Source organism: Kitasatospora sp. NPDC059408 (assembly GCF_042751525.1).
Lineage (GTDB): Bacteria > Actinomycetota > Actinomycetes > Streptomycetales > Streptomycetaceae > Kitasatospora.
The window spans coordinates 74971-98183 of record NZ_JBHYWI010000025.1 but is presented as its reverse complement, the minus strand read 5'-3'; the positions used below and the strand labels follow the sequence as shown (position 1 = coordinate 98183).

Below are 23213 nucleotides of genomic sequence, written 5' to 3'. Positions count from 1 at the left end.
CGGTCGGTCACCGGGCGGCGGCCGAGCTCTGCCGCTCGACGGCCTCGTACAGGGCCCTGATGTTGGCGGTGCCGAAGGTGCCGGCGCCCTGGCGCTCGATGAGCTCCAGGAAGTACGTCCGCCGGGGGTGGGTGGAGCGGGCGAAGATCTGGAAGAGCTGCCCGCCGTGGTCCTGGTCGACCAGGACGTGCAGTTCGCGCAGCGTCCCCACCGGGATGGCGGTCTCGCCGAACCGCTCGGCGAGGGCGTCGAAGTAGGCGTCCGGGGTGCTCAGGAACTCCACGCCGCGGGCCCGGATCGTGCGGACGGCGGTCGCGATGTCGGTGGTGCGGAAGGCGAGGTGCTGGACGCCGGCGCCCTCGTTGGCGGCGAGGAACTCGTCGATCTGGCCGGGGCGCCGGCCGGTGTCCGGCTCGATCAGCGTGAAGGTGACCTCGCCGGAGGCGCTCTGCACGACGCTGGAGTCCATGGCCTGCTCGCCGACCTCGATGTACTCGCCGAAGATCCGGTGGAGGCCGAGCGTCGCCTCGCAGAACCTTACGGCGTCCGCGAGTTGGCCGCCGGGGACGCAGATCGCGACGTGGTCGAGGGCGTCCAGCAGGCCGGGAGAGGGTGCTCCGGCGCCGAGCGGCACGAACCGCAGCGCGACGTCGCCGAAGCCGGCGACCAGTTTGCCGCCGCGGTCGAGCACCCGGGCGCCGTGCCGCTCGGCGCGCTCCATGGCGGCCTGCGGGTCCTCGCAGCCGAGCGCCAGGACGGCCACGCCGTCACCGTGGCGGGTGACGAACTCGGCGACGGGGTGGCCCGGTCGGGCCGCCGAAACGAGGTGCATGCGGATGTCGCCCTGGTGGACGCGGACGGTGCGCAGTCCGTCGGGCGAGGTCTGCGGGGCGTCGGCGGCGAAGTCGTAGTCGGCGCACAGCCCGGCGGCCGTCTTGTCGGCGTCCGCGCAGGCGAACTCGACATGGGTGATGGTCTGGATGGACAACGGGATCTCCCCCTCGGGAGCGACGAAGAACGGGTAACGGCCGGTGGCCGTGGGCTACTTGGCGCGCCGGGTGGACGCCGGGCCGAGGATCAGGCTGAGGTTGTGGCCCCCGAAGGCGAAGGCGTTGCTCAGCGCCGCGCGCACCGGCGCGGTCCGGGCCGCGCCCCGGACGTGGTCGAGGTCGCAGGCCGGGTCGGGGTCGGCCAGGTTGCGGGTCGGCGGCAGCGTCCCCCGTGCCACCGTGAGCGCGGTCACCGCGGCCTCCAACGCGCCTGCGGCGCCCAGGAGATGCCCGGTCGCTCCCTTGGTGGAGGAGACCGCCGGCGGCTGCGGCCCGAACACGGCGCGCAGTGCGGCGGTCTCGGCGGCGTCGCCGAGCCTGGTGCCGGTGCCGTGCGCGTTCACGTAGTCGATGTCGCCGGGCGCGAGGCCCGCGTTGGCCAGCGCGGCGCGCATCGCGTCGGCGGCGCCCGCGCCGTCGGGGCGGGGCATGGTCGGGTGGTGGGCGTCGGTGGAGGCGCCCCAGCCGAGGACGTCCGCGTACCCGGCGGCGCCGCGAGCGTCGGCGTGCCCGGCGCGCTCCAGGACGAGGACGGCGCTGCCCTCGCCGAGCACGAAGCCGTTGCGGCGGGCGTCGAACGGCCGGCTCGCCTCCTCCGGATCGTCCCAACTCTTAGCCAGTGCACGGGCGTTGGTGAAGGCGGCGGCGATCGTCGGGTGCAGCGAGGACTCCGTCCCGCCGCACACCACCACGTCCGCGTCCCCGGCCCGGATCAGCCGCAGGCCCTCGGCGACCGCCTGGGCACCCGCCGCGCAGGCCGTCACGACGGCCGAGCTGTAGCCGCGGATCCCGTGCTTGATGGCGATGCGGGCGGTCGCCATGTTGGAGAGCATGCCCGGCAGCAGGTACGGGCTGACGCCCGGGCGCCCGCGCTCCAGGCGGCGGTGCGACTGCTGCTCGAAGGTTTCGAGTCCGCCCCCGCCGGTGGCCAGCACGACGGCCGTCCGGTGCGGGTCCACGTCCCGCCCGACGACCAGGCCCGCGTCGGCGAGCGCGTCGTCCGCGGCGGCCAGGGCGAGCAGCACGAATCTGTCCACGCAGCGGGTCTCGGTGGGCGGCAGCACCTCGCGGCCGTCCACCGGCGGCGCGATCCCGGCGACCGGCAGCCAGCCGTGGGCGGGATGTCCCTCGGGCACGGCGCTCAGGCCCGAGCGGCCCGCCGCGAGGGCGTCGAAGACGTCGGCGGGCTTGCGGCCGAGCGGCGAGACGAGCCCGAGGCCGGTGACGACAACGCTCATGCCCGCACCTCCGCCAGGTGGCGCTCCCGCAGCAGGACCTTGCGGACCTTGCCGGTCGGGCCGAGCGGGAGGTCGTCGGCGCGGACCACGAGCACCCGGCGGACGGTCGCCGCGGCGGCCTCGTCCAGGGCGGCGACGACGTCCTTCGTCCGGTCGGCGGCCGGGTCGGCGCCGTCGGAGAGGAGGAGCAGCACGTCGGTGACGACGCGCTCGCCGTCCCGGACGGCGACGACCGTGCAGTCCGTCACGTCCGGGCACGCGGCCAGCACACGTTCCTCCGACATCGCGGTGAACAGCCGTGAGCCGTCGCCGAGTTCGACGGAGTCGACGGCCCGGTCGACGTGGTAGTAGTAGCCCTCCTCGTCCCGGTACACGAGGTCGCCGGTGAGGAAGCGGCCGCGGATCCTGGTGCGGAAGGTGGTCGCCGAGTCGTTCCAGTAGCCGAGTGCCAGGGTCGGCGAGGCGGTGGCGAGTTCGCCGATCTCGCCGGGGCCGAGCGGTTCGCCGTCCGGGCCGACGACGGCGCAGTCGACGAAGGCGTGCGGGCGCCCGACGCAGCGCCCGTAGCGGTCGGTGCCGGGCCCGTGGGTGATGAAGAAGTGCGAGTGGCCCATCTCGGTGGAGCCGAGCCCGTCGACGAACAGCGAGCCGGGTTCGCGGGTGCGGCCGGCGCGGGTGACGGTCTCCCGGCTGCCGGTGGCGATCAGACGGCGGATGTGCGTCTCGTGGGCGCAGTCGCCGGTGTTCCACCACAGGGCGACGGACGCGAGGTCGCGCGCCGCCAGGTCGTGGCGGGCGAGGTCGGCCCAGGTGGCGGCGAAGCCGACCACGCCGGACGGCTGCCAGCGCTCGATCGCGTCCAGCACACCAGCGCCGGACTGGCCTGACAGCAGCGCGAGTTGAGTATGCGAGCTGAGGGCGAGGTTGACCGCGATCAGGGTCGCCGCGTGCGGCGCGGGCAGCGCGCTGAGCATCCGGTCCTGCCCCTGCGGGCGCGGCAGCCGCAGCCGGTGGCGGATCGCCGCGTACAGGCTCGCGTGCGAGTGGACGACGGCCTTCGGCATCCCGGTCGTGCCCGAGGAGTGGGTGATCGCGACCGGGTCGTCGGACCAGTGCCGGTAGGGCTCCGGTGCGGCGTCCGGGTCGCCGGCGCCGAGGGTGGCGATCTCCGGGAGCAGCCGGGCGCCGGGCTCGTGGCCGGCCAGCGCGGCCAGGTGGGCCGGGTCGGCGAGGACGCCGGCGGCGCCGAGGCGGGCGGTGTAGCGGGCGGCCCGCTCGCCGTCCAGGTGCGGGTTGAGCAGGGCGGGGATCGCGCCGAGGCGGGCCAGCGCGAGGAAGGCGAGCACGTGGTCGGCGGCGTCGCTCGCGTAGACGACGACGGGGTCGCGCCGCCCGATGCCGAGGCCGTGCAGGGCGGCGGCGCGGGCGCGGACGGCGCGGTCGAGCTCGCGCAGGCTGAGGGCGTGCCAGGCGGGGTGCTCGTCGACCCGCGTGTCGAAGGTGAGGAGCGGGTCGTCCAGGCCGAGGCCGAGCGCGAGGCGGCTGGTCAGTACGGAGCCGGCGCCGACGTCCGGGTCGTCGGCGAGGAGGCCGCGGACGCGGCTCGTCGTGGCAGGCGTGGTGCGTGCGGTCGTGCGGGGGGTGGTCACGGGGGCGGATCCCTCCCTCGGTGCCGGGGTTGGCCCCGGCGGTGGGCTTGGGGCTGGGCGCTCAGGCCGCGAGCGCGCGCGGCGACGGCGGCTGTCCCGGGTGTCCTGACCCGGGTGTGTGTGCGGGTTCGGGCGGCTGTGCCCGGGTGTGTGGGCCCGGGCGACGGAGGCGGGGGCGCAGGTGTGCCCGGCGTGGCCGGCAACGGCGGCCGGCGGCAGGTCGGTTCAGCTTGCGACGAGGAGGGCGACGGCCCGGTCGCCGTCCTCCTCCTGTTCGGCGGCGAGGACGAGGACCCGGTCGGCGTCGCCGTCGGTGAGGAGCAGGGCGGCCAGGTCGAGCGCGTCCGCGGGGACGGTGCCGGGTGCGGCGGGCTCGGCCGGGCTGATCGCGACTACGGGGCCGGTCAGGCCCCAGCGGGCGGCGATGTGCCCGAGGACGGCGTTGGGGTTGGACTGGAAGAACAGCAGCGGGGCCGTCCGGCGGCCGGGTGCGGCGCCCTCGTCGATGGCCCGCGCGGTGGCGCGGTCGCCGCTCGCGCTGGCGAGCAGCAGCGCCGTGCGCCCGGGCGCGGGTGCGTCTCCGTGGTGGGCGCGCAGGCAGCGTTCGGCGGTGTGGGCGACGAGCGGGTTGAAGGTGGAGGCGGCGAAGCCGGGCAGGGGCGGCAAGGGGTCGTCCGCCCGGTCGGGATCGGGCCAGTGGGCCTCGGCGAGGATGCGCAGGGGCGGCGGCAGGAGCATGGGCGGGGCGGTCCTGGTGTGGGCGGAGGGAACCGGGGACGGCCGGCGGTGTGGAGCCGGGCGGCGCCGGGGTGGGCGGGAGTTTGTCGGGCGGGGCTGTGCGACGGGCGCGTCGCGGGTGGAGCCGGGGCGGGGTGCCCGGCGCTCCGGACCCGGCCGGGTGTTCGGAGGGGTCGGCCCGAAGCCTGCCTGCGCACCGACCGGTTGACGGTCGCCGCTCATGCGCGGGCCACGAGGAGGGCGGTGTTGGCGCCCCCGAAGGCGGAGTTGAGGCTGAGGGCGTAGCGCGGTGCGGCGGCGCGCGGTCCGTCCAGGACGAGGTCGAGGCCGACGTCCGGGTCCGGGCCGAGCCAGCCGGCGTTCACCGGGAGCCGTCCGCTGCGCAACGCGCCGATGGTGACGGCGAGTTCGAGCAGCGCGGACGCCTCCAGGGCGTGGCCGTGGACGGACTTGCTGGAGCTGACCGGCAGGCGGGCGGTGTGCGCGCCGAACACGCGGTGCAGCGCCAGGGCCTCGGCCCGGTCGGCCAGCGTGGAGCCGGTGCCGTTGGCGTTGACGTAGCCGACGTCGGCCGGCCCGGCGCCCGCGCGGGCGAGCGCGGCCCCGATGGCGCGGGCCACGCCGGCGCCGTCGGGCTCCGGGCGGCACACGTGGTGGGCGTCCCCGGTGCGGCCCCAGCCGGCCAGCCGGGCGAGCGCGGTGGCGCCGCGCCGCTCGGCGGCCGGGGCGGCCTCGACCAGGACGGCGGCCGCCGCGTCGCCCAGCAGCGTGCCGGTCCGGCCGGTGCTGAACGGGCGCAGCTCGCCGTCGCGGGCGAGGGCGCGGCCCGCGTCGAAGACCGCGAACACGCCCGGTTCGACGAGGTGCCCGGCGGCCACCAGCACCCGCTCGTGCCGCCCGGCGGCGACCAGCGAGGCTGCGTCGGCGACGGCGGTCGCCGCCGCCACGCAGGCACCCGTGTAGACGCGGGTGACGCCGTGGAGTCCCCAGGCGCTGGCGAGTCCGGCCGCGACGGCGTCGGCCGTCGCACGGGTGCGCAGGTCTCCGTGCAGTGCGAGCAGGACGGGCGTCGCCGCGCCGTCGGCGGCGCCGAGCCCGGCCTGGCGGCAGGCCTGGCCGACCGCGTCCAGCACCGCGTCGGCGAGCGGCACCGGCGCGGGCAGCAGGGCGGCCCGGGTGGTGCGGCACGCGCTCACGTCGAAGCGGGTGACGGTACCGAAGGCGGCCTTGCCGTGGGCGGTGGCCTCGGTGAGTTCGCCGAGGCCGCGCCCGGCCGCGCTGAGCACGCCGACGCCGCTGACCACCGGACGGGCGGCGGCCGGGAGGACGGCGGTCATGGCTGCGCGGCTCCGGGGGAGGTGCTCGCCAGGAGGGCCTCGCGCAGCAGTCCGGTGGCGTCGTCGACGGTCCGCACGGCGGCGAAGCGCTCGTCGTCGAGGTCGACCTCGATGCCGTAGCGCTGCTCGAACTCGGCGATCAGCCAGGTGAGTTCCAGCGATCCGAGCTCGTCGGGCACGGTGTCGGCGGCGCGCTGCCCGAACGCCGCCAGCATGTCCACGACCTCGGCGCGGTCCGGCAGGCCGGCGCGCGTCACGCGGCGCTGCCGGCGGCCGCGCCGGCCGGGTCCTGGGCCCCGGCGGCCGCGATGCGCCGGACGACGTCGGCGGTGAATTCGTCGAGCGTCATCATCGCGGTGGTCTCCATCTCGTCGAGGTCGAACTTGACCCCGAACTCGTCCTCGACCTGGACCGACAGGTCGGCCAGCGCGAGCGATTCGAGGTCCAGCCCGGCCGGGCCGAGGTCGGTGTCGCCGGTGACCCCGGAGACGTCGTACTGCATCTGGGCGAGGGCGGAGAGGACGAAGTCGCGGATGCGGTCCTGCATGGAGGGCTCCTAGGAGAGGAAGGCGCGCTGGTCAGCGGGCGGTGGTGGCCGTGGCGGCGTCGCGCAGGGCGGTCGGGTCGCGCAGCAGCTTTCCGGTCGCGGTGCGCGGGAGTCGGGGGAGGAGGGCGAGCCGGCGGGGCCGCTTGTAGGCGGCCAGGCGGCGGTTGAGCCCGTCCTGGACGGCGGCCGGGTCGGCGCCGGCTTCGAGGGCGAGGTACGCCTCGATGGCGCCGTCCTCGAAGACCACGACGGCCTCGCGGACGGCGGGCAGAGCGGTGAGCGTCTGCTCGACCTCGGTGAGGTCCACCTTGAGGCCGCCGATGGACACTTGGGAGTCCAGCCGGCCGAGGACGGTGACCTCGCCGGTGTCCGGGTCGAGCAGGGCGGCGTCCCGGGTGTGCAGCCAGCCGTCCGACCAGCGGGTCGGGTCGTCCAGCCCCGGGTAGGGCGAGGTGCCCGCCGCGATCCGCAGCTCGCCCCCGACGAGCCGCAGCCGCATGCCGTGGACGGGCCGCTTGGCCGGGTGCAGCCCGCCCGAGAGGTCGGTGGCGATCACCCCGGTCTCGGTCATCCCGTACATCGTGCCGAGCGGGACGCCGTACCGGTCCGTGAACAGCGCGGCCAGGCCCGGACGGACCAGCTCGCCGGCCACCACCATCCGCCGCAGCCGGGGCAGCGGCGGCGGCGCGACCGCGCCGGCCAGCAGTTCGGCGTGGAACGGGACGCCGATGACGGTGACCGGCCGGTCGCCGCGGGCGGCGGCCGAGAGGATGCCCGCGGCCGTCATCCGCTCCGGCACGGTCAGCGCGGCGCGGGCGAACAGGGCGTTCAGCAGTCCGCCGACCAGGCCGAGCACGTGCACCACCGAGGAGAGCAGGACGACCCGCTCGCCCTCGCCGGGGAAGTCCACCAGCCTGCGGTAGCAGTCGAGTTCGCGCAGCAGGTCGGCGGCGGTGCGGGCGATCACCTTGGCCGGGCCGGTGGACCCGGAGCTCAGCTGGACCAGCGCGTGCCCGGTCCGGGCCGGCCGTCCGTCCGGCAGCCGCACGGCCACCGGCTCCACGTCGGAGAACCCGCGCAGTGCCGCCGCGGACCGGTGGGCGGAGCCCACCAGCACCTGCGGGGCCAGTCGGGCCACCGCCGCGTCGACCTCGTGGTCGGTCAACCGGTGGTCGAGCAGCGCCACTTGGGCGCCGAGCCGCCATGCTGCCAGCAGTACGGCGACGAACGCCACCGAGGGCGGCAGCCGCAGGGCGGCCGTGCCGCCCGCGCCGAGACCGGTGGCGGCGAGCCGAGCGGTCTGCTCGTCGACGAGGGCGCGCAGGGCGGCCCGGTCGATCGGGCCGCCGAAGTGCAGGCACTCCTCGCCCCCGTCGCCGGCCAGCAGGAGCCGGTCGATCCAGTCGGGCGGGGCATCGGCGTGCGGCTGCGCGGGGAGCATCCGATCCGCGAGCGGAAGTGAAGAGCTTGAAAAGGCGGTCAACACCACTCCACATAGTGAGGGGATTTGACATGGACGCCGTGAACAACCAAAACGGTCAATTCCGTGGCCAGACCTTGGCACAGACGATTGGTCAAATCAAGGTCTATACCAATGTGGTTGTTGCTCCTACGCTGCCGAACCGGGAGCGGTCCGCGCGTGGCCGTCCGGGAATTGGAGCTGCCCGTGGGAGTGACCACGCTGGCCGGGATCGAGCGCGCCGCGCGCGCACATCTCCCCCGCGAGATCTGGGACTTCATCGAAGGCGGCAGCGGCGCGGAACGCACCCTGGCGGCGAACCGGGAGGCGTTCTCCCGCTACGCGTTCCGGCCCCGCACGCTCGTCGACGTCTCGGCCTGCTCGCCCGCGACCACCCTGCTCGGCAGCCCGCTCGCGCTCCCGGTCGGCATCGCCCCGATGGCCTACCACCGGCTGGTCGACCCCGAGGGCGAGACGGCCACCGCGCGGGCGGCCGGCGCGGCCGGAGCCCTGCTCGTCGCCGGCATGTTCGCGAGCCGCACCCTGGAGGACATCACGGCCGCCGCCACCGGCCCGGTCTGGCTCCAGCTGTACTGGCTGCGCGAGCGCGCGGCCCTCGCGGCCCTGGTCGAACGGGCCGAGGCGGCAGGAATATCGGCCCTCGTGCTCACCGTGGACGCCCCCAGGATCGGCCGCCGCCTGCGCGACCTGCGCAACGGCTTCGCGATCCCGCCCGCCGTCCGCGCCGTCAACCTCGACCCGGCCCTGATGGCGGCCAGCCACCGTGCCGCGAGCGGGAGTTCGGGCATCTCCGACCACGCGCGCGAGCAGTTCGACCCCTCGCTGACCTGGGCCGACCTCGGCTGGCTGCGCGAGCGCATCCGGCTGCCGCTGGTCCTCAAGGGCGTCCTCACCGCCGAGGACGCCCGGCTCGCCGTCGAGCACGGCGCCGACGCCGTCGTGGTGTCCAACCACGGCGGACGGCAACTGGACGGTGCCGTGCCCGCGTTGGCCGCCCTCCCGGAGGTCGCCGACGCCGTGCCGGGCACGCTGCCCGTCCTCCTCGACGGCGGCGTCCGCACCGGCGCGGACATCGCCCTCGCCCTCGCCCTCGGCGCCGCTGCCGTGCTCATCGGCCGCCCTGCGTTCTGGGGCCTCGCGACCGGCGGCGAGGCGGGCGTGCGCCGCGTCCTCGACCTCCTGCACGAGGAGCTGGAGCACACCCTGGCCCTGCTGGGCCGCCCCCGGCTCGCCGACCTGGACCGCTCGGCCGTCACCCCGTGGCCGCCGCACCGGTGAATGTTCAACGGTCAAGAGTCCCGCGGGGGTTCATTACCGGGCGTCCGAATATCGACAATGCCGAATCGGAACCGGGTTCAACCCCGAGACCGTTCGACCCCGACTGGGAGAACTCCCTCATGACGAAGAACGCGGACCGCTTCCCCGGCTGGGACTGGGACGACCCCGAGGGCCTCACCGCCCGCCTCGACGACTTCAGCGCGGACGTCGCCACCTGCGCGAAGCTGGAGGCCGCACCCGGCGGCCTGCCCCGCGACCACGCCGGCTTCCGCGAACTCGGCCTGACCGGGATCGAGTTCGCCGCATTCCGGACGGCACACCCGCACGGCCTCGGCACCGACCTCGCCACCCTGCGCAGTCCCGACGCCGCCACCGAGCCCGGCACGCTCTACCGCGTCGACGGCGACCGCTGGTTCACCCAGCTGGACGTCTCCCGGCCGCTGCCCTTCGCCGACGCCAGCGTCGACTGGGTCTACGCCGAGCACCTGATCGAGCACGTCACCCTGCCCGTCGCGGCCGGCTGGCTGCGCGAGGCCCGCCGCGTCCTGCGCCCCGGCGGCGTCCTGCGGATCACCACCCCCGACCTCGCCCGCTACCTGGTCGGCTACGCCACCGGTGACGGCTTCCTCGCCAAGCACCGCCGCCGCCTGACCACCCTCGGCTTCGGCCCGCCGATGCCCGCGCGCCCCGCCTTCCTGGTCAACCAGATCTTCCGGCACTACGGCCACCAGTGGATCTACGACCTCGACGAGCTCCGGCACGTGCTCGGCCTGGCCGGCTTCGAGGCCGGGCGGATCCGCCACTGCGCCTACCGCGAGGGCGCCCGCGCCGACGTCGCCGACCTCGACACCGCCTTCCGCACCGACGAGACCATCTACGTCGAGGCCGACCGCTGACCACAGGAGTCCCCCCCATGCCCCTCCACCCCCAAGCCGAGGCCCTGCGCGCCCGCCGCGCGAGCTCCGGCGCCCCGCCCCTCTACACCCTCACCCTCGCCGAGGCCCGCGCCGCCGACCTCGCGGACATCCGCGCGGCGGCGGGCACACCCGAACCGGTCGCCTCCGTCGAGGAGTTCACCGTCCCCGGCCCCGGCGGCGACCTCGCCCTCCGCCTCCACCGGCCGGCCGCCGACGGCGAACCTCCCGTCCTGCTCTACCTGTTCGGCGGCGGCTGGACCCTCGGCTCGCTCGACACCGGCGACGCGATCTGCCGCCGCCTGACCAACGCCGTCGGCTGCGCCACCGTCTCCGTCGGCTACCGGCTCGCCCCCGAACACCCCTTCCCCGCCGCCCTCCACGACTGCCGCGCCGCCGTCCACTGGCTGGCCGCCCATGCCAAGAGCCTCGGCCTGGACCCCGCCCGCCTCGCCGTGGGCGGCGACAGCGCGGGCGGCAACCTCACCGCCGCGCTCACCCTCCTGTTGCGCGACGAGGGCGGCCCGGCCGTGCGCCACCAGCTGCTCGTCTACCCCAACACCGACCACGGCGCCGACACCCCCTCGTTGCGCGAGCACGACGACCCGCTGCTCTTCAACCGCCGCTCGGCCGCCTGGTACTGGGGCCACTACCTCGCCGACCCGGCCGACGGCGCCGACCCGTACGCCTCCCCGCTGCGCGCCCCGAGCCTGGCCGGCCTGCCGCCCGCGACCGTCATCACCGCCGAGTACGACCCGCTGCGCGACGAGGGCGAGCAGTACGCCGAGGCCCTGCGCGCCGCGGGCGTCCCGGTCGGCGCACGGCGGTACGAGGGCGTGCCGCACGGCTTCTTCGCCATGACGGGCGTCCTGGACGCCGCCGCCGAGGCCCAGCGGTACGCCGCCGAGCGCCTGCGCGAGGCCCTGCGATGACCCTCGACCTGGCGGACCTGCACGCCTCCCTCTCCGACCCGCTGCTCGACGCGATGACCTTCCTCAACGAGGTGACCACCCGCTACCCCGACGCCGTCTCCTTCGCCCCCGGCCGCCCCTACGAGGGCTTCTTCGAGCCCGAGGACGTCCCGGCCCACCTGGACGCCTACCTCGCGCACCTGGCCGCCCGCGGCCTGGACCGGGACGCCGTCCGCACCGCGCTGTTCCAGTACGGCCCCACCAAGGGCATCATCGCCGACCTCGTCGCCCGCACCCTCGCCAACGACGAGGGCCTCACCGTCGACCCCGAGGCCCTGGTGCTGACCGTCGGCGCCCAGGAGGGCATGCTGCTCGCCCTGCGCGCGCTGTGCGCCACGCCGGACGACGTCCTGCTGGTCAGTTCGCCCTGCTACGTGGGCGTCACCGGCGCCGCCCGGCTGCTCGACCTCACCACCCGCCCCGTCCCCGAGGGGCCGGCCGGCGGGCCCGACCCGGAGGCCGTCCGCGCCGCGGCCCGGGCCGTCCGCGCCGGGGGCCGGCGCCCGCGCGCGCTCTACGTCGTCCCCGACTTCGCCAACCCGTCCGGCACCAGCATGCCCGTCGACGCCCGCACCCGGCTGCTGGCCGTCGCGGCGGACGAGGACCTGCTCGTCATCGAGGACAACCCGTACGGCTTCTTCGTCCGCGCGTGCGGCGAACGGCCGACCCTCAAGGCGCTGGACCGCCACCGCCGGGTCGTCTACCTCGGCTCCTTCGCCAAGACCTGCTTCCCCGGGGCCCGCCTCGGCTACGTCGTCGCCGACCAGGAGGTGACCGGCCCGGGAGGCCGGCGCACCCTGCTGGCGGACGAGCTGGCCCGGCTCAAGAGCATGACGACGGTCAACACCCCCGCCCTCAGCCAGGCCGTCATCGGCGGCATGCTGCTGCGCCACGACTGCCGCCTGCGCGCCGCCAACGCCGCCGCCACGGCCCACTACGCGGCCGGGATGGACACGCTGCTGCGCGAGCTGGAACGGCACTTCCCGGCGTCCGCGCGCCGCCGCCTGGGGGTGTCCTGGAACCGGCCCGAGGGCGGCTTCTTCGCCGTCCTCACCGTGCCGTTCACGGCGGACGACGCGGCGATGGAGCGGTGCGCACGGGAGTACGGCGTGCTCTGGACGCCGATGGCGCCGTTCTACCCGGCGGGCGGCGGAGAGCACCTGTTGCGGCTCTCGATCAGTGGGGTGACGCAGCGTCAGATCATCGAGGGGGTGGCAAAGTTGGCCGCCTTCATCACGTCCTGCTGAGCGGAACGAAGAGAAGGGTCCGGCCTGTGACGGCCGGGCCCTTCTCGTCGTCCCGCTCGTCAGCGCACGCGGGTCGAGAACAGCCGCGCCGACCAGTACACCGACAGGACGGTCATCACGACGACGACCAGCAGCCCCTGCCAGACCACGGCGTCGCCGGCGTGCCCCGAGAACAGCGCCCGCATGCCCTCCACGGCCCAGTAGAAGGGGTTCCAGTGAGCGGCGGAGCGCAGCCAGTCGGGCGCGAGGGTGAGCGGCAGCAGCACGCCCGACAGGAGCGCGATCGGCTGCGCGATGGTGTTCACGACCGGTGCCATCGCCGCGTCCGTCGGCACCATGAGCGCGATGCCGAAGGAGATCGCCGAGGTCATCAGCGCCAGCAGGCCGAGCAGCAGGTAGGCGAGCAGGAGGTTGAGCGGGCTCACCCGCAGCCCGAACGGCAGCGCGATCAGCGTGATGAGGACGGCCTGCACCAGCAGCGCCACCATCTCCCGCAGCGCGCGCCCGAGCAGCAGCGCCAGCCGGCTCACCGGCGTCACCCGGGAGCGTTCGATGATGCCGGCCTTGAGCTCGCCGAGCAGGCTGAAGCCGGTGAACAGGCCGCCGAAGATGCACAGCACCGCCAACAGGCCCGGCACGTAGACCTGGTAGGCGTCGGCGTAGCTGCTCGCGCCCTCGGGGGCGAGCACCTTCTTGAGCAGGGGCGCGAACAGCAGCAGGTAGAACAGGGGCTGGATGATCCCGACGGCGATCCAGACCGGGGTGCGGATCATCAGCAGCAACTGCCGCTGGAAGACCAGCCAGGTGTCACGGGCGAGCTTCACGCGAACTCCTTCCAGGTGGCGGCTCAGGCGGTCTGCTCCAGCGAGCGGCCGGTGCGGGCCAGGAACACGTCGTCCAGGCTGGGCCGTTGGAGCTGGACGGTGCCGGGTGTGACGCCGGCGCCGTCCAGTGCGCGCAGCAGTCGCGGAATCGCGGCCGCGCCGTCGTCGAGGTAGAGCCGCAGCCCGTCCTCCCCCCGCAACTCCAGTCGGTGCAGGTACGGTTGGGTCCTCAGGACCTCGGCGGCGCGTTCGGCGGCGCCCTCGGTGGTGTCGGCCAGGCCGACCAGCACGACGTCCCCGGAGATCTCGCGCTTGAGCGCCTCGGGGGTGCCCTCGGCCACGACCCGGCCGTGGTCGACGATCGCCACCCGGTCGCACAGCGCGTCGGCCTCGTCGAGGTAGTGGGTGGTGACGACGACGGTCATGCCTTCGGAGCGCAGCCGCTTGATCTCCGCCCACACGTGCGCCCGGCTGGCCGGGTCGAGGCCGACGGTGGGTTCGTCGAGGAAGAGCACGCGCGGTTCGTGGATCACTCCGAGTGCGATGTCCACCCGCCGGCGCTGGCCGCCGGAGTACGTCGCGCACGGGCGGTCGCCGAACTCGCCCAGGTCGAAGGCCTTGAGCGCGTCCTCGGCGGCCCGGACGGCACGCGCCTTGGGGGCGCCGTGCATCCGGGCCTGGAGGACGAGCTCCTCGCGCGCGCTGACGCCGTCGGTGGTGCCGCCGCCCTGGGCGACGTAGCCGATCCGGCGCCGCACTTCCGCCGGGTCGGCGAAGAGGTCGGCGCCGGCCACGGTCGCCCGGCCGCCGTCGGGGCGGATCAGGGTGGCGAGCATGCGCAGGGTGGTGGTCTTCCCGGCGCCGTTGGGGCCGAGGAAGCCGTGGATCTCGCCCGCGTCGACGGCGAGGTCGATGCCGCGGACGGCGTCGACGGTGGTGTCCTCACCGCTCCTGCGGGAGGTCTTCTTGCGGTAGGACTTGCGCAGTCCCGTGGTCTCGATCAACCGGAACTCCCGTGCGGGGATGGGCGGCCGGCACACCGGTCCAGGTGCGGCCGGGCCGCTGTCGGGCGCCACCCTAGGGCGTCGGCCGGGCGGAGACAATGGCCTAGACCAATGGACGTGCGATCTTCCGGTCTGCTAAAGGGACCCGGCCGCGGGCCCGTCGAGCAGCGCCTCCAGCCGGTCGGCCGCCGTACGGGCTCCGCCGCCCGCCAGCAGCCCGGCGCCGACCCGGCCGGCCGCCGCCCGGTACCGCTCGTCGTCGAGGACGCCGCGCACCGCCCGGGCGAGCCCCTCCGGCGAGACCCGCGCGAACGGCACGCGCAGCCCCGCCCCCGCGGCCTCGACCTGCGCCGCGACGAACGGCTGGTCGTGCCGGATCGGCGCGGTGACCAGCGGAATCCCGTGCGCGAGCGCCTCGCCGACGGTGTTCATCCCGCCGTGGCAGAGCACCGCGTCCAGGGTGCCGCGCGCCATCATCTCCAGGATCGGTGCGCGGTCCACCGCGACGGCGTGCGGCGGGAGTTCGGGCAGGAGCTCGCGTGGCGCCGCGAACACCGGCTGCACGTCCTGCCCGCACAGCTCCAGCGCCCGGACGGCCCGGGCGTGGAAGTCCGCACCGAGCTCGCCGGCCAGCGTGCCCATGGTGACCAGGACGCGCCGGCGCCCGGGCAGCAGCCGCTCCCACGGGAACGACGGGTCGGCCGGCCGCTCGCCGTGCACCGGCCCGACCAGCGCGTACTCCGGTGGGTGTGCGCCGGCGCCGGTGAGGGCCGGCCCGGTGGTCGCGAGCACCAGCGCGGGGGAGAAGCGCGGGTCGGTGAACTCCTCCACGGGAAGCCCGGCCCGCTCCCACAGACCCTGGAGGAGCCCGGTCATCCAGGCCTCGACCTGCGGCAACGCCCGGTACGGTCGGCCGAGTTCCATCGCGCCCGGTGCGAAGCTCGCCCAGGGCAGCCCGTGCCGGTGTGCGACGATCGCGCCCGCCGGGGTGTGCTGGTCGACCAGCACGACGTCCGGCCGGTGCTCGCGCACGATCGCGTCCAGCGGCTTCGCGGTGAACCGCGCGTAGGGCACGATGAAGCCCTCCCAGAGCGAGCGCAGCGCGGCGAGCCCGTGCCCGCCCTGCGCGCGGAACGCCCGGGTGCCGGTGCCGAGGACGTGTGCGCCGGGCCCGAGGAGTGGACGCAGGACGGTCTCGGTGCCGGTCCACAGGACGTCGTGGCCGCGCTGCGCGAGCTCGGCGGCGATGCCCGCGGCCGGGTTCACGTGCCCGGTCAGCGGCGGCATGACGAAGAGGAACCGGCTCATGCTCCCGCCTCCCCGGAGATCAGTCGCTGCACGTCGCCCACGGTGAGCGCCTCCAGCGCGGCGAGGTCCAACCGGGCGCGCAGCGCGGCGAGATCGGCCCTCGCTCCGAACCGTTCGCGCAAACCATCGGCCAGCGCCGCGAGTTCGGTCTCGTCGAGCAGGAGGTCGCCGTCGAGCCGGGCGTCCGGCGTCACGCGGGACGCCCACCCGGGTGGTGCGGCGGCGGCCTCGACCAGCAGTGCGACGAGGTCGGGGCGGACGGATGCGGCCCCCGCGCATGCGGGAAGTTCGGGATCGTTCACGGGAAGGCTCCACCTGCTCGACGGCAAAGGGCGGGCGCGACCGGCGGCGGTGGCCAGTGCGGAGGAAAAGCGAAGGGAATGCGAGAAGCGCGAGGGGAATGCGAAGAGAAGGAGCCCGCGATCACTTGTGCGACCGGTCCGGGCGTGGGAATACTAGCCCGCGTGACCGCACTGGAGGCAGTGGCCGTTCACCTCCCCCCACACGCCGTGCCCATCGAGGCGGTGGGCGAGCGCATCGGCCTGACCCCACGTCAACTCAAACTCTTCCGCCGCTTCCACGGCCTGGACCAGCTGCGACTGGACCCGGACGGGACGCTGCCCGACCTGCTCGACGCCGCCGTCGACAACCTCACGGAGCTGCGCGGACGCGAACGGCACGTCCGTTTCGTGATCCACGCCCGCAGCATGCCGGTGGCGGTGCCCTACCCGCTCAACCCCCTGCACGACCTGATCGCCCGGCGCGGCCTCGCCCACGCCAACGCCTTCACGGTGACCCACCACGCCTGCGCGGTGGGCCTGTTGGCGATCGACCTGGCCGGCCGCCTGCTGGCCGGCGACCCGGACCCGGAGGCGCTGGCCCTCGTCGTCGCGGGCGAGAAGACCTTCACCAGGGACGCCCAGGTGGTGCCCGAGACGGGCGTCTTCGCCGAGGGTGCCGCCGCCTGCCTGGTCCGCGCGACCGGCGAGCGGCACCGCGTGCTGTCCTTCGCGGTGCGCCAGCGCCCCGAGTTCGACGGCCGGCTGGCCGAGGACCCGGACCTCCTCGCCCGCTACCAGCGCGAGTACCCGGTCGTGCTGACCGAGGCGATCGAGGCCGCCCTGGACCAGGCAGGTCTGGACCTCTCGGACCTGGCCGCGGTGCTTCCGCACAACGTCAACCAGGCCTCCTGGCGGATGCTGGCGCGCCGGATCGGGCTCCCGGTGGAGAAGGTGGTGCTGGACAACGTGCCGTCCGTGGGGCACAGTTTCGCTGCGGACAGCCTGATCAACCTCCACACCGCCACGACGCGGGGGCTGCTCCGCCGCGGCGACCGCTACCTGATCGCCGCCGCCGGGATCGGAGCCACCTTCTCCGCGATGACGGTCCAGTGCTGACAGTCCGTCAGCCTTTTCCCCTGGTCGTCATCAGTCACTTCAGCCACTTCCCACGTACGACGGGACGGTTCACCCATGTCGGAACCCGTGGTCCAGACCACTGACCCCGAGCTGCGCGAGCGGATCCTGCACGGCATCGGAGAGCTCCTGCCGCGCGTCCTCAAGCGCGAGCTGCCGGAGATCCCCGAGAACGCCTGCCTCTTCGACGACCTCGGCCTCACCTCGGCCGGCACCATCGAGCTGATCCTCGAACTGGAGGAGTCGCTCGACATCCAGGTCGACGTCGAGCAGATCACCGAGGAGGACCTGCGCTCGGTCACCAGCCTCGCCGACTACGTCGCCGGGCACGTCATCCCCGAGGACTGACCGGGTGGCCACGCGCGACCTGCGGATCACCCGGGCCCGGGCCCGGCGCTTCGACGGCCGGTCGGAACTGTCGCTCGACCCGGACCTGCGCGTCTTCGTCACCGACCTCACCCGCCCGTACGGCCTGCTGGTGCGCGAGGACCTGTTGCGCGCGGGCGTCGGCCACTCCTACGAGGAGATGGCGGCGGGCCTGCTGCGCGAGGAGCTGGCCGACGACGAGCCCGTCGACCTGCTGATCCTGGCCTTCGACTCGCCGGACGTCCGTCCGGGCGCGCCGTCCTCGCTGGCGCTGAGCCGCTCCTGTCCGGGGTCGCCGCTCGCGTTCGCGGTCTGCGACCAGGGGCTCGGCGCCGCCTTCACCGCGCTGCGACTGGCCGCCGAGCACCACCGCACCGGATTCTGCCGCCGAGCGGTGGTGGTCGTTGCCGAGCAGACGGCGCTGCACTACGCGCCCGGCGCACCGGTCCGACTGCCCGAGCGGCATGGTGCGGTGGTGCTGGTGTGCGAGGAGGCTCCGGGGGAGTCGATGGACATCCGCCAAATGCCGTGCACGGACGACCCGGAGAAGGAGGTCCGCATGCTCGCCGAGTCGCTGGAGCCGGGAACGGCGCTCGTGCGCGGCCCCGGCGTGGGCGGTCCGATCGCCCAGCCCTTCACCGGCGTGTGGGCGGAGCTCGCCGAGGGGCTACCGCAGCGCACCCCCGTCCTGGTCGCGAGCTTCGACCGCCGGCTGGGCGTGCTGAACACGCTCGCGCTCCCGTGACCGTCGACGTCTGGCTCATCCCGACCGACCAACCGGCATCAGTGGCAGAGGAGTTGTGGCACCTCCTCGACGAGAGCGAGCGCGCCCGGTGTGCCGGGGCGGACCCGGTGGTGCGCCGACGCTTCACCGTCGTGCACGGCGCCGTCCGCCAACTGGTCGGCGCCCGGCTCGGCGTGCGTCCGGCCGATGTCGTGTGGCGGCGCGGCCGGCACGGAAAGCCGCTGCCCGAGCGGGCCGACGGGCTGGAGGTGAACTACTCCGCCTCCGACTCCCTTGCCGCGCTGGCCCTTTCGGACGGGCGGCCGCTCGGCGTCGACGTCGAGCGGATCCACGACCGGCGAGTGGCCGGGCGGGTGGCGGCGCGCTTCTTCCCGGCCGCCGAGGCACGGGCCGTCCTGGAATCGGCCGAGCGCTTCACGGAGTTGTGGTGCCGGCGGGAGGCCTGTGCGAAGGCGTACGGTGGCCGGCTCGTGCAGTCCTTCGGCCTGCCCGTCGACGGTCCGTCGCCGCTGCTGCTCGCGGATGCGGGCGCGCTCGGGCCTGGGCCGGTGTGGCTGTCCGACGTCCCGGTTCCGGGGCCGTTCCGTGCCGCCCTCGCCGTTCTCGGCGAGTCGCCTTGTCATGTCAACTACGAAGTATGGCAAGGGAATTGAGAGCGGAATCCGATGTGCGATGTGGTCTGGACCAGTCGCTGAGGCCGCTGGTAGCGTCCGGGACACATTCCCGCCCCCCGGTCCGATCCGGGCAGGCCGAGAGGCGCGTGCGACGTGACACGGACCAGCCGACGGATCACCGTCCGGTACGACGGCGCGAGCAGCGGCACGGGCCCGCTCACGCTCGGCCAGGACAACATGCTCCGCTGCATCCGCAACGACGCCCCCGCGGCGATCAATCGGGAGTCCGTCTGGCCGGTGCCGGACGGCGTCACCGTGTCACAGGCCCTTCGCGCCCTGCGTGAACTCGTCGAGCGGCATGAGTCGTTGCGCACGTCCTTCCCCCGGGGGTTGGCGGAAGACGGCTTCCCGGACCGCCAAGTGGTGCACGCGGAAGGCGAGTTCGACGTTACGGTCGTCGACGCCGACGACGTTCCGGCCGCCGGGCTCGATCCGCTCGCCGAGGCGCTGGGACGCGCCGACGTGGCCCTGCCGTTCGACGTCGCCGCCGCTCCCCGGCTGCGCTTCATCCTGCTCGCCGACGGTGACCGTGTGCTGCGGCTGATCGCCGTCGTGTGCCACGCGGGTGCCGACGGAGCGGCCACCGCCGTGCTCATCGAGGATTGGCTCGACCTCGCGGCCGGCAAGGAGCTCCCGCCCGTCACCGCCCCCACCCCGCTCCGGGTGGCCGCCGTCGAGCGGAGCCCGCGTGGCCTGCGAAGAACCGACGCCGCCCTGCGGCACTGGGCGCGCCTGCTCGCCACCGGTCCGCTCACGCCCTTCGCGGACGCGCGGATCGCAGGCCCGCCGGACCGCGTCGGGGCCGTGCTGGTCCGGTCCGCCGCCGGGGCCCGCGACCTCGCCGCCGTCTGCCGCCGCACCGGCGCGGGGCCGTCCGTCGTCGTGCTCGCGGCCTTCGCGGCCCTGGCCGCCCAGCGGGCGGGCAGCCACGAGCTGATGATCTCGGCGCTCTCGTCGAACCGGCAGCGCGCCGCGATGGCCGACCACGTCGGCACCCTCGCGCAGGACGCGCTGCTGCTCCTGGACACCGGCGTCGCCGACTTCGACCGGCTGGTCGGCCGTGCCAAGTCGGCCGCGCTGCGGGCGTACTGGCACAGCACGCTCGACGCCGAGCAGGTCTGGCGGCTGGTCGAGGACACCGCGCACCTGCGCGGCGCCCGGTACCCCCGCCGGCTGGTGGTGAACGACGTGAGCCAGGCCGTCCCCGACGCCGTGCTCGACACGCGCCCGGCCCCGGCCGCCGACCCCGAGCTGATCAGGCTGCCCGACCAGCCGATCGGCGTCCGCCTGATGTTCACGGTCCTGCGGCACGGGGGCGTGCTGGAGTTCGTGCTGTCCGCCTGTCCGCAGGTGCTCGACGCCGCCGAGACCGAGGACTTCGCCCGCGGCCTGCTCGCCCTCCTGGCCGCCGCCGCCCACGGCCCGGTCCCGCTGGCCGCCCGGCCGGCGACCCTGCGGGCGGGGGAGTGGCGGCAGGTCGACGGCTCGTGGATCGACCTGGCCGCCCTCCGAACGGTCCTCGCCGAGGTCCTCGGCGCCGCCGCGGTCGTCGAATGCGTCGACGGCCGGCTCGTCGCCCGCCTCACCACCGGCGACCCCGCGCTGACCCCGGCCGTCGCCCACCGGGCCGTGGTCGCGGTGCTGCCCGGCCGGGACACGGTGATGGCGCCGCACCACTACGTCGTCCAAGGGCCCGGGGGCACGACCGAGGGCGACGGCCGCGACCCCGCGATCACCGCGCGCCTCGTCGGACTCGCCTGAACCCGCACCTGCCTGGACCCCGCACCTGCCTGGACCCCGCGCCTGCCCGGACGCCGCACCCGCCTGGACCCCGCGCCTGCCCGGACGCGGCACGCGCCTGAAGCCCGCACCCGCCCGGACGCGGCACCCGCCTGAACCCCGTACCCGCCCGGACGCCGCACTTGCCCCGGCTCACCTGAACGGAGGAAGACCGAGCGCCCGTCGCCTCACCCCTGCGTGTCCTCCCACTCCCACGAGCACTCCGCCGTCGCCCCCGAGGTGAGCTCCCACGGGCTCGGCACCTCGTGCGGCTCCCCGTCGCCGTCCTGGACGGGGAGCCGGTCGATCACCGCGACCAGCGCGGGCGGCAGTTGCGGTGCCAGCCCACGGTGGCAGCGGGACAGGATGTCGCGCCGCACGTCGTCCGGCAGCAGCGGCCGGCTCACCCGCAACGGCCGCGGCCCGCGCGTGCGTTCGGCCGCGGCGAGCTGGTCCGACCAGGCGCGCCAGTAGTCCGCGTCGTCGGTCTCGCCGAGCATCAGGTGGTGCAGGTGCAGGCAGTACGCGGCGGTCCCGCTCCCGGACCCGGCGGCGAAGCGCCACCAGAACTCGGCGCCTTCCTCCCGCCCGGTCGCGTACAGCAGCGCGCCGAACACCTCGGCCCCCTCGGGCTGGATGCGGCGTGCGTTCACCAGCAGGTCGAGCCCGCGCGAGGCGTCCGGCGCGCCCAGCACCAGGGCCACCACGAGGCCCAGTTCGAAGGCGGCCTGCTCGTGCTCGGTCGGCAGGTGGGGCGGTCCTGCGGTGAGTCGGGCCTGACGCAGGGCGGCGATCCGCTCGGCGTGGGCGCGTTCGGGTCGGGGCACGTGGAACGGCGCGCGCCCCTGCCCGGCACTCCGCGCCCCGTCGGGCGGGGGAGTACCGGGGCCGTCGACCGGCGGGTGCGGCTCGGACTCGGGTCGTGGCCGGAGCGTCACTGCGCGCCCTCGCTGTCCGGGAGTTCGCCCACCCCGAGCCGCCGCGCCAGCCGCTCCCGGGCGTGCCGCAGGTTGGAGTGCACGGTGGCCACCGGCCGGTCCAGGTAGGCCCCGATCACCTTGACGTGCAGGCCGAGCAGGTAGCGCAGGACGATCACGTCCCGCTGGCGGTCCGGCAGTTCGAGGATCGCCGCGTACAGCCGCACCTCGTCCGCCTCGCTGTGCAGCAGCCCGTTCGCGACCTGCTTGAACGCCCCGATGACGGCCGCGAACGTGACCGCCTCGACCGCCACCGGCTCCTCGCCCGCGACCCAGTCGGCGATGTGCCGGTTCGCCAGCCGCCAGGCGTACGCGGCGGGCTCCTCGAACCGCAGCACCTGGGACCAGCACCGGGCGAGGTCCTCCTTGACCGCTTCCACCACGAGCGTGACGTCGGCGCGGTTGCCTATCCGGGTGAGCGCGAGGGCGTGCCAGGCGGGTTCGTGGGTCTCGCAGAACGCCGAATAGGCCAGCCCCATCCGGACGTTGACGGACTCGCCCGGCACCGCGAGGGCCTCGCGGCCACCCCTGTCGATCGTCATCGAGCCTGCTTTCCGTGGCACCGGCCGGTCGCCGGGCCACCCGAGGGTCGGGCTGTGTGCGCCCATCCTCATTCCATCAGCCCTGTCACTCCAGGCTGCAAAGCGAATACAGATTGTCATCTCATGGGAATGAGTGTCTGGTTGCGTACAAGGCTGAGCGGGACGGGACCGCGGTTGACCTCCGGCCGGCCTGGGCAGCAATCGATCACGTTGCGCAGCAGGCGCCGCACAGAGGAGAGCGATGAACCGGTACGACGGGGTGGACCTTCGGCTGAACGTCCCGCACTCGGCCCGGATGTACGACTACTACCTCGGCGGCTTCACCAACTTCGCCGCCGACCGCGAGGCCGCGGGCCAGGCGCTCGCGATCGCGCCGTGGCTGCGCGCCGCCGCCCGCGCCAACCGCGCCTTCGTCCACCGCTCGACCCGCGCCCTCGCGCTGGCCGGCATCGACCAGTTCCTCGACATCGGCACCGGCATCCCCACCTCGCCCAACCTGCACGAGACCGCCCAGGGGGTGAACCCGCGCGCCCGGGTCGTCTACGCGGACAACGACCCGATCGTGCTCTCCCACGCCCAGGCCCTGCTCGCCAGCACCCCCGAGGGCCGCACCGCCTACGTCGAGGCCGACGTCACCGACCCGGCCGGCCTGCTCGCCGCGCCCGGCCTGCGCGAGACCCTCGACCTCGCGCGCCCGGTCGCGCTCTCCCTCAACGCGCTGTTCCACTTCGTCCCGGACGCGCACGGCGCGCGCGAGGTGGTCGAGCACCTCAAGTCGGCGCTCGCCCCCGGCAGCGCGCTGGTGATGACGCACGTCAGCCCGGAGTTCGCCCCGGAGGAGGTCGCCCGGCTGATCCACATCTACGCGGCGGCCGGCACCGCCACCCAGCCCCGCACCCGGGCCGAGTTCACCCGTTTCTTCGACGGCTGGACCCTGATCGCCCCGACGATCGTCCCCACCCCCCGCTGGCGGCCGGCCCCCGACGACCCGGCCGTCACCGACACCGAGGCCGCATGCTACTCGGGTGTGGCCCTGAAACCGTGAGCCGGTCCGGGTGAGCCGGGCGGGTCCTCCGTCGCTCACCCTTCTCGACCACGCCCCCGTCCCGTCATGCCCCGCCCCCGTGGACC

The 23213-nt window shown here is 75.0% G+C and carries 24 protein-coding genes; 10 read left to right on the top strand and 14 right to left on the bottom strand.

Translation table 11 applies throughout. The features are described from left to right. Positions 1–7: 7 nt before the first annotated feature. The 8 genes from hppD to ACFXDE_RS18815 form a co-directional block, all read right to left on the bottom strand. Positions 8–988, bottom strand: coding sequence for a 4-hydroxyphenylpyruvate dioxygenase (gene hppD / locus ACFXDE_RS18850; protein WP_380495599.1), 981 nt, complete (start codon positions 986–988; stop codon positions 8–10). Between the two features lie 54 nt (positions 989–1042). Beyond that, positions 1043–2287 carry a beta-ketoacyl-[acyl-carrier-protein] synthase family protein gene (locus ACFXDE_RS18845; RefSeq protein ID WP_380495597.1) on the bottom strand — a complete coding sequence of 415 codons (1245 nt, stop codon included), beginning with the start codon at positions 2285–2287 and terminating at the stop codon, positions 1043–1045. Continuing rightward, positions 2284–3936: a class I adenylate-forming enzyme family protein gene (locus tag ACFXDE_RS18840; RefSeq protein ID WP_380495595.1), complete on the bottom strand. Its 1653-nt coding sequence runs from the start codon at positions 3934–3936 to the stop codon at positions 2284–2286. Before ACFXDE_RS18840 ends, ACFXDE_RS18845 begins: the two co-directional genes overlap by 4 nt. Positions 3937–4161: 225 nt before the next feature. Further along, positions 4162–4674 carry a hypothetical protein gene (locus tag ACFXDE_RS18835; protein WP_380495593.1) on the bottom strand — a complete coding sequence of 171 codons (513 nt, stop codon included), beginning with the start codon at positions 4672–4674 and terminating at the stop codon, positions 4162–4164. Between the two features lie 218 nt (positions 4675–4892). Beyond that, entirely contained in the window at positions 4893–6011 is a 1119-nt protein-coding gene (locus tag ACFXDE_RS18830) for a beta-ketoacyl synthase N-terminal-like domain-containing protein (protein WP_380495591.1), read from the bottom strand. Then, positions 6008–6268, bottom strand: coding sequence for an acyl carrier protein (locus ACFXDE_RS18825; RefSeq protein ID WP_380495589.1), 261 nt, complete (start codon positions 6266–6268; stop codon positions 6008–6010). The genes ACFXDE_RS18830 and ACFXDE_RS18825 overlap by 4 nt, the downstream gene beginning before the upstream one ends. Beyond that, on the bottom strand, positions 6265–6558 hold the full coding sequence (locus ACFXDE_RS18820) for a phosphopantetheine-binding protein (RefSeq protein ID WP_380439866.1): 294 nt from the start codon (positions 6556–6558) through the stop codon (positions 6265–6267). Before ACFXDE_RS18820 ends, ACFXDE_RS18825 begins: the two co-directional genes overlap by 4 nt. Positions 6559–6589: 31 nt before the next feature. Continuing rightward, entirely contained in the window at positions 6590–7999 is a 1410-nt protein-coding gene (locus ACFXDE_RS18815; protein ID WP_380495587.1) for a class I adenylate-forming enzyme family protein, read from the bottom strand. A gap of 225 nt (positions 8000–8224) precedes the next feature. Between ACFXDE_RS18815 and ACFXDE_RS18810 the strand changes: the two genes are divergently transcribed. From ACFXDE_RS18810 to ACFXDE_RS18795, 4 genes are all read left to right on the top strand, one after another. After that, positions 8225–9316: an alpha-hydroxy acid oxidase gene (locus ACFXDE_RS18810; protein ID WP_380495585.1), complete on the top strand. Its 1092-nt coding sequence runs from the start codon at positions 8225–8227 to the stop codon at positions 9314–9316. Between the two features lie 119 nt (positions 9317–9435). Next, positions 9436–10212, top strand: coding sequence for a class I SAM-dependent methyltransferase (locus tag ACFXDE_RS18805; RefSeq protein ID WP_380439861.1), 777 nt, complete (start codon positions 9436–9438; stop codon positions 10210–10212). Between the two features lie 17 nt (positions 10213–10229). Next, positions 10230–11162 (top strand): alpha/beta hydrolase, encoded by a 933-nt coding sequence (locus ACFXDE_RS18800; RefSeq protein WP_380495582.1) that lies wholly within the window; start codon positions 10230–10232, stop codon positions 11160–11162. Then, positions 11159–12448, top strand: coding sequence for a PLP-dependent aminotransferase family protein (locus tag ACFXDE_RS18795; protein ID WP_380495580.1), 1290 nt, complete (start codon positions 11159–11161; stop codon positions 12446–12448). Before ACFXDE_RS18800 ends, ACFXDE_RS18795 begins: the two co-directional genes overlap by 4 nt. Positions 12449–12507: 59 nt before the next feature. On the opposite strand, the gene ACFXDE_RS18790 is transcribed toward ACFXDE_RS18795, so the two are convergent. The 4 genes from ACFXDE_RS18790 to ACFXDE_RS18775 form a co-directional block, all read right to left on the bottom strand. Beyond that, a complete protein-coding gene (locus tag ACFXDE_RS18790) occupies positions 12508–13272 on the bottom strand; it encodes an ABC transporter permease (protein WP_380439855.1) in 765 nt (254 codons plus the stop codon). A 23-nt stretch (positions 13273–13295) separates the two neighbouring features. Beyond that, a complete protein-coding gene (locus ACFXDE_RS18785) occupies positions 13296–14276 on the bottom strand; it encodes an ATP-binding cassette domain-containing protein (RefSeq protein ID WP_380439853.1) in 981 nt (326 codons plus the stop codon). Between the two features lie 135 nt (positions 14277–14411). Further along, positions 14412–15584: a glycosyltransferase gene (locus ACFXDE_RS18780; RefSeq protein ID WP_380495578.1), complete on the bottom strand. Its 1173-nt coding sequence runs from the start codon at positions 15582–15584 to the stop codon at positions 14412–14414. After that, positions 15581–15886, bottom strand: a complete 306-nt coding sequence (locus ACFXDE_RS18775; RefSeq protein ID WP_380495576.1) for a hypothetical protein — start codon at positions 15884–15886, stop codon at positions 15581–15583. The genes ACFXDE_RS18780 and ACFXDE_RS18775 overlap by 4 nt, the downstream gene beginning before the upstream one ends. 162 nt (positions 15887–16048) lie before the next feature. Between ACFXDE_RS18775 and ACFXDE_RS18770 the strand changes: the two genes are divergently transcribed. The 5 genes from ACFXDE_RS18770 (at position 16049) to ACFXDE_RS18750 (ending at position 20545) form a co-directional block, all read left to right on the top strand. Beyond that, entirely contained in the window at positions 16049–16981 is a 933-nt protein-coding gene (locus ACFXDE_RS18770; protein ID WP_380495574.1) for a 3-oxoacyl-[acyl-carrier-protein] synthase III C-terminal domain-containing protein, read from the top strand. Between the two features lie 75 nt (positions 16982–17056). Continuing rightward, positions 17057–17347: a phosphopantetheine-binding protein gene (locus ACFXDE_RS18765; RefSeq protein ID WP_380495572.1), complete on the top strand. Its 291-nt coding sequence runs from the start codon at positions 17057–17059 to the stop codon at positions 17345–17347. A 4-nt stretch (positions 17348–17351) separates the two neighbouring features. Continuing rightward, on the top strand, positions 17352–18110 hold the full coding sequence (locus ACFXDE_RS18760; protein ID WP_380495570.1) for a hypothetical protein: 759 nt from the start codon (positions 17352–17354) through the stop codon (positions 18108–18110). Continuing rightward, positions 18107–18763, top strand: a complete 657-nt coding sequence (locus tag ACFXDE_RS18755) for a 4'-phosphopantetheinyl transferase family protein (RefSeq protein WP_380495568.1) — start codon at positions 18107–18109, stop codon at positions 18761–18763. Before ACFXDE_RS18760 ends, ACFXDE_RS18755 begins: the two co-directional genes overlap by 4 nt. A gap of 114 nt (positions 18764–18877) precedes the next feature. Continuing rightward, positions 18878–20545, top strand: a complete 1668-nt coding sequence (locus ACFXDE_RS18750; RefSeq protein ID WP_380495566.1) for a condensation domain-containing protein — start codon at positions 18878–18880, stop codon at positions 20543–20545. Positions 20546–20751: 206 nt separating this feature from the next. Here ACFXDE_RS18750 and ACFXDE_RS18745 read toward each other — a convergent pair whose 3' ends face one another. Both ACFXDE_RS18745 and ACFXDE_RS18740 read right to left on the bottom strand, forming a co-directional pair. Continuing rightward, positions 20752–21390 (bottom strand): hypothetical protein, encoded by a 639-nt coding sequence (locus ACFXDE_RS18745; protein ID WP_380495564.1) that lies wholly within the window; start codon positions 21388–21390, stop codon positions 20752–20754. A 107-nt stretch (positions 21391–21497) separates the two neighbouring features. Further along, on the bottom strand, positions 21498–22082 hold the full coding sequence (locus ACFXDE_RS18740) for an RNA polymerase sigma factor (protein WP_380439835.1): 585 nt from the start codon (positions 22080–22082) through the stop codon (positions 21498–21500). Between the two features lie 241 nt (positions 22083–22323). Between ACFXDE_RS18740 and ACFXDE_RS18735 the strand changes: the two genes are divergently transcribed. Further along, positions 22324–23127 carry an SAM-dependent methyltransferase gene (locus ACFXDE_RS18735; RefSeq protein WP_380495562.1) on the top strand — a complete coding sequence of 268 codons (804 nt, stop codon included), beginning with the start codon at positions 22324–22326 and terminating at the stop codon, positions 23125–23127. The last annotated feature ends 86 nt before the right edge of the window (positions 23128–23213 follow it).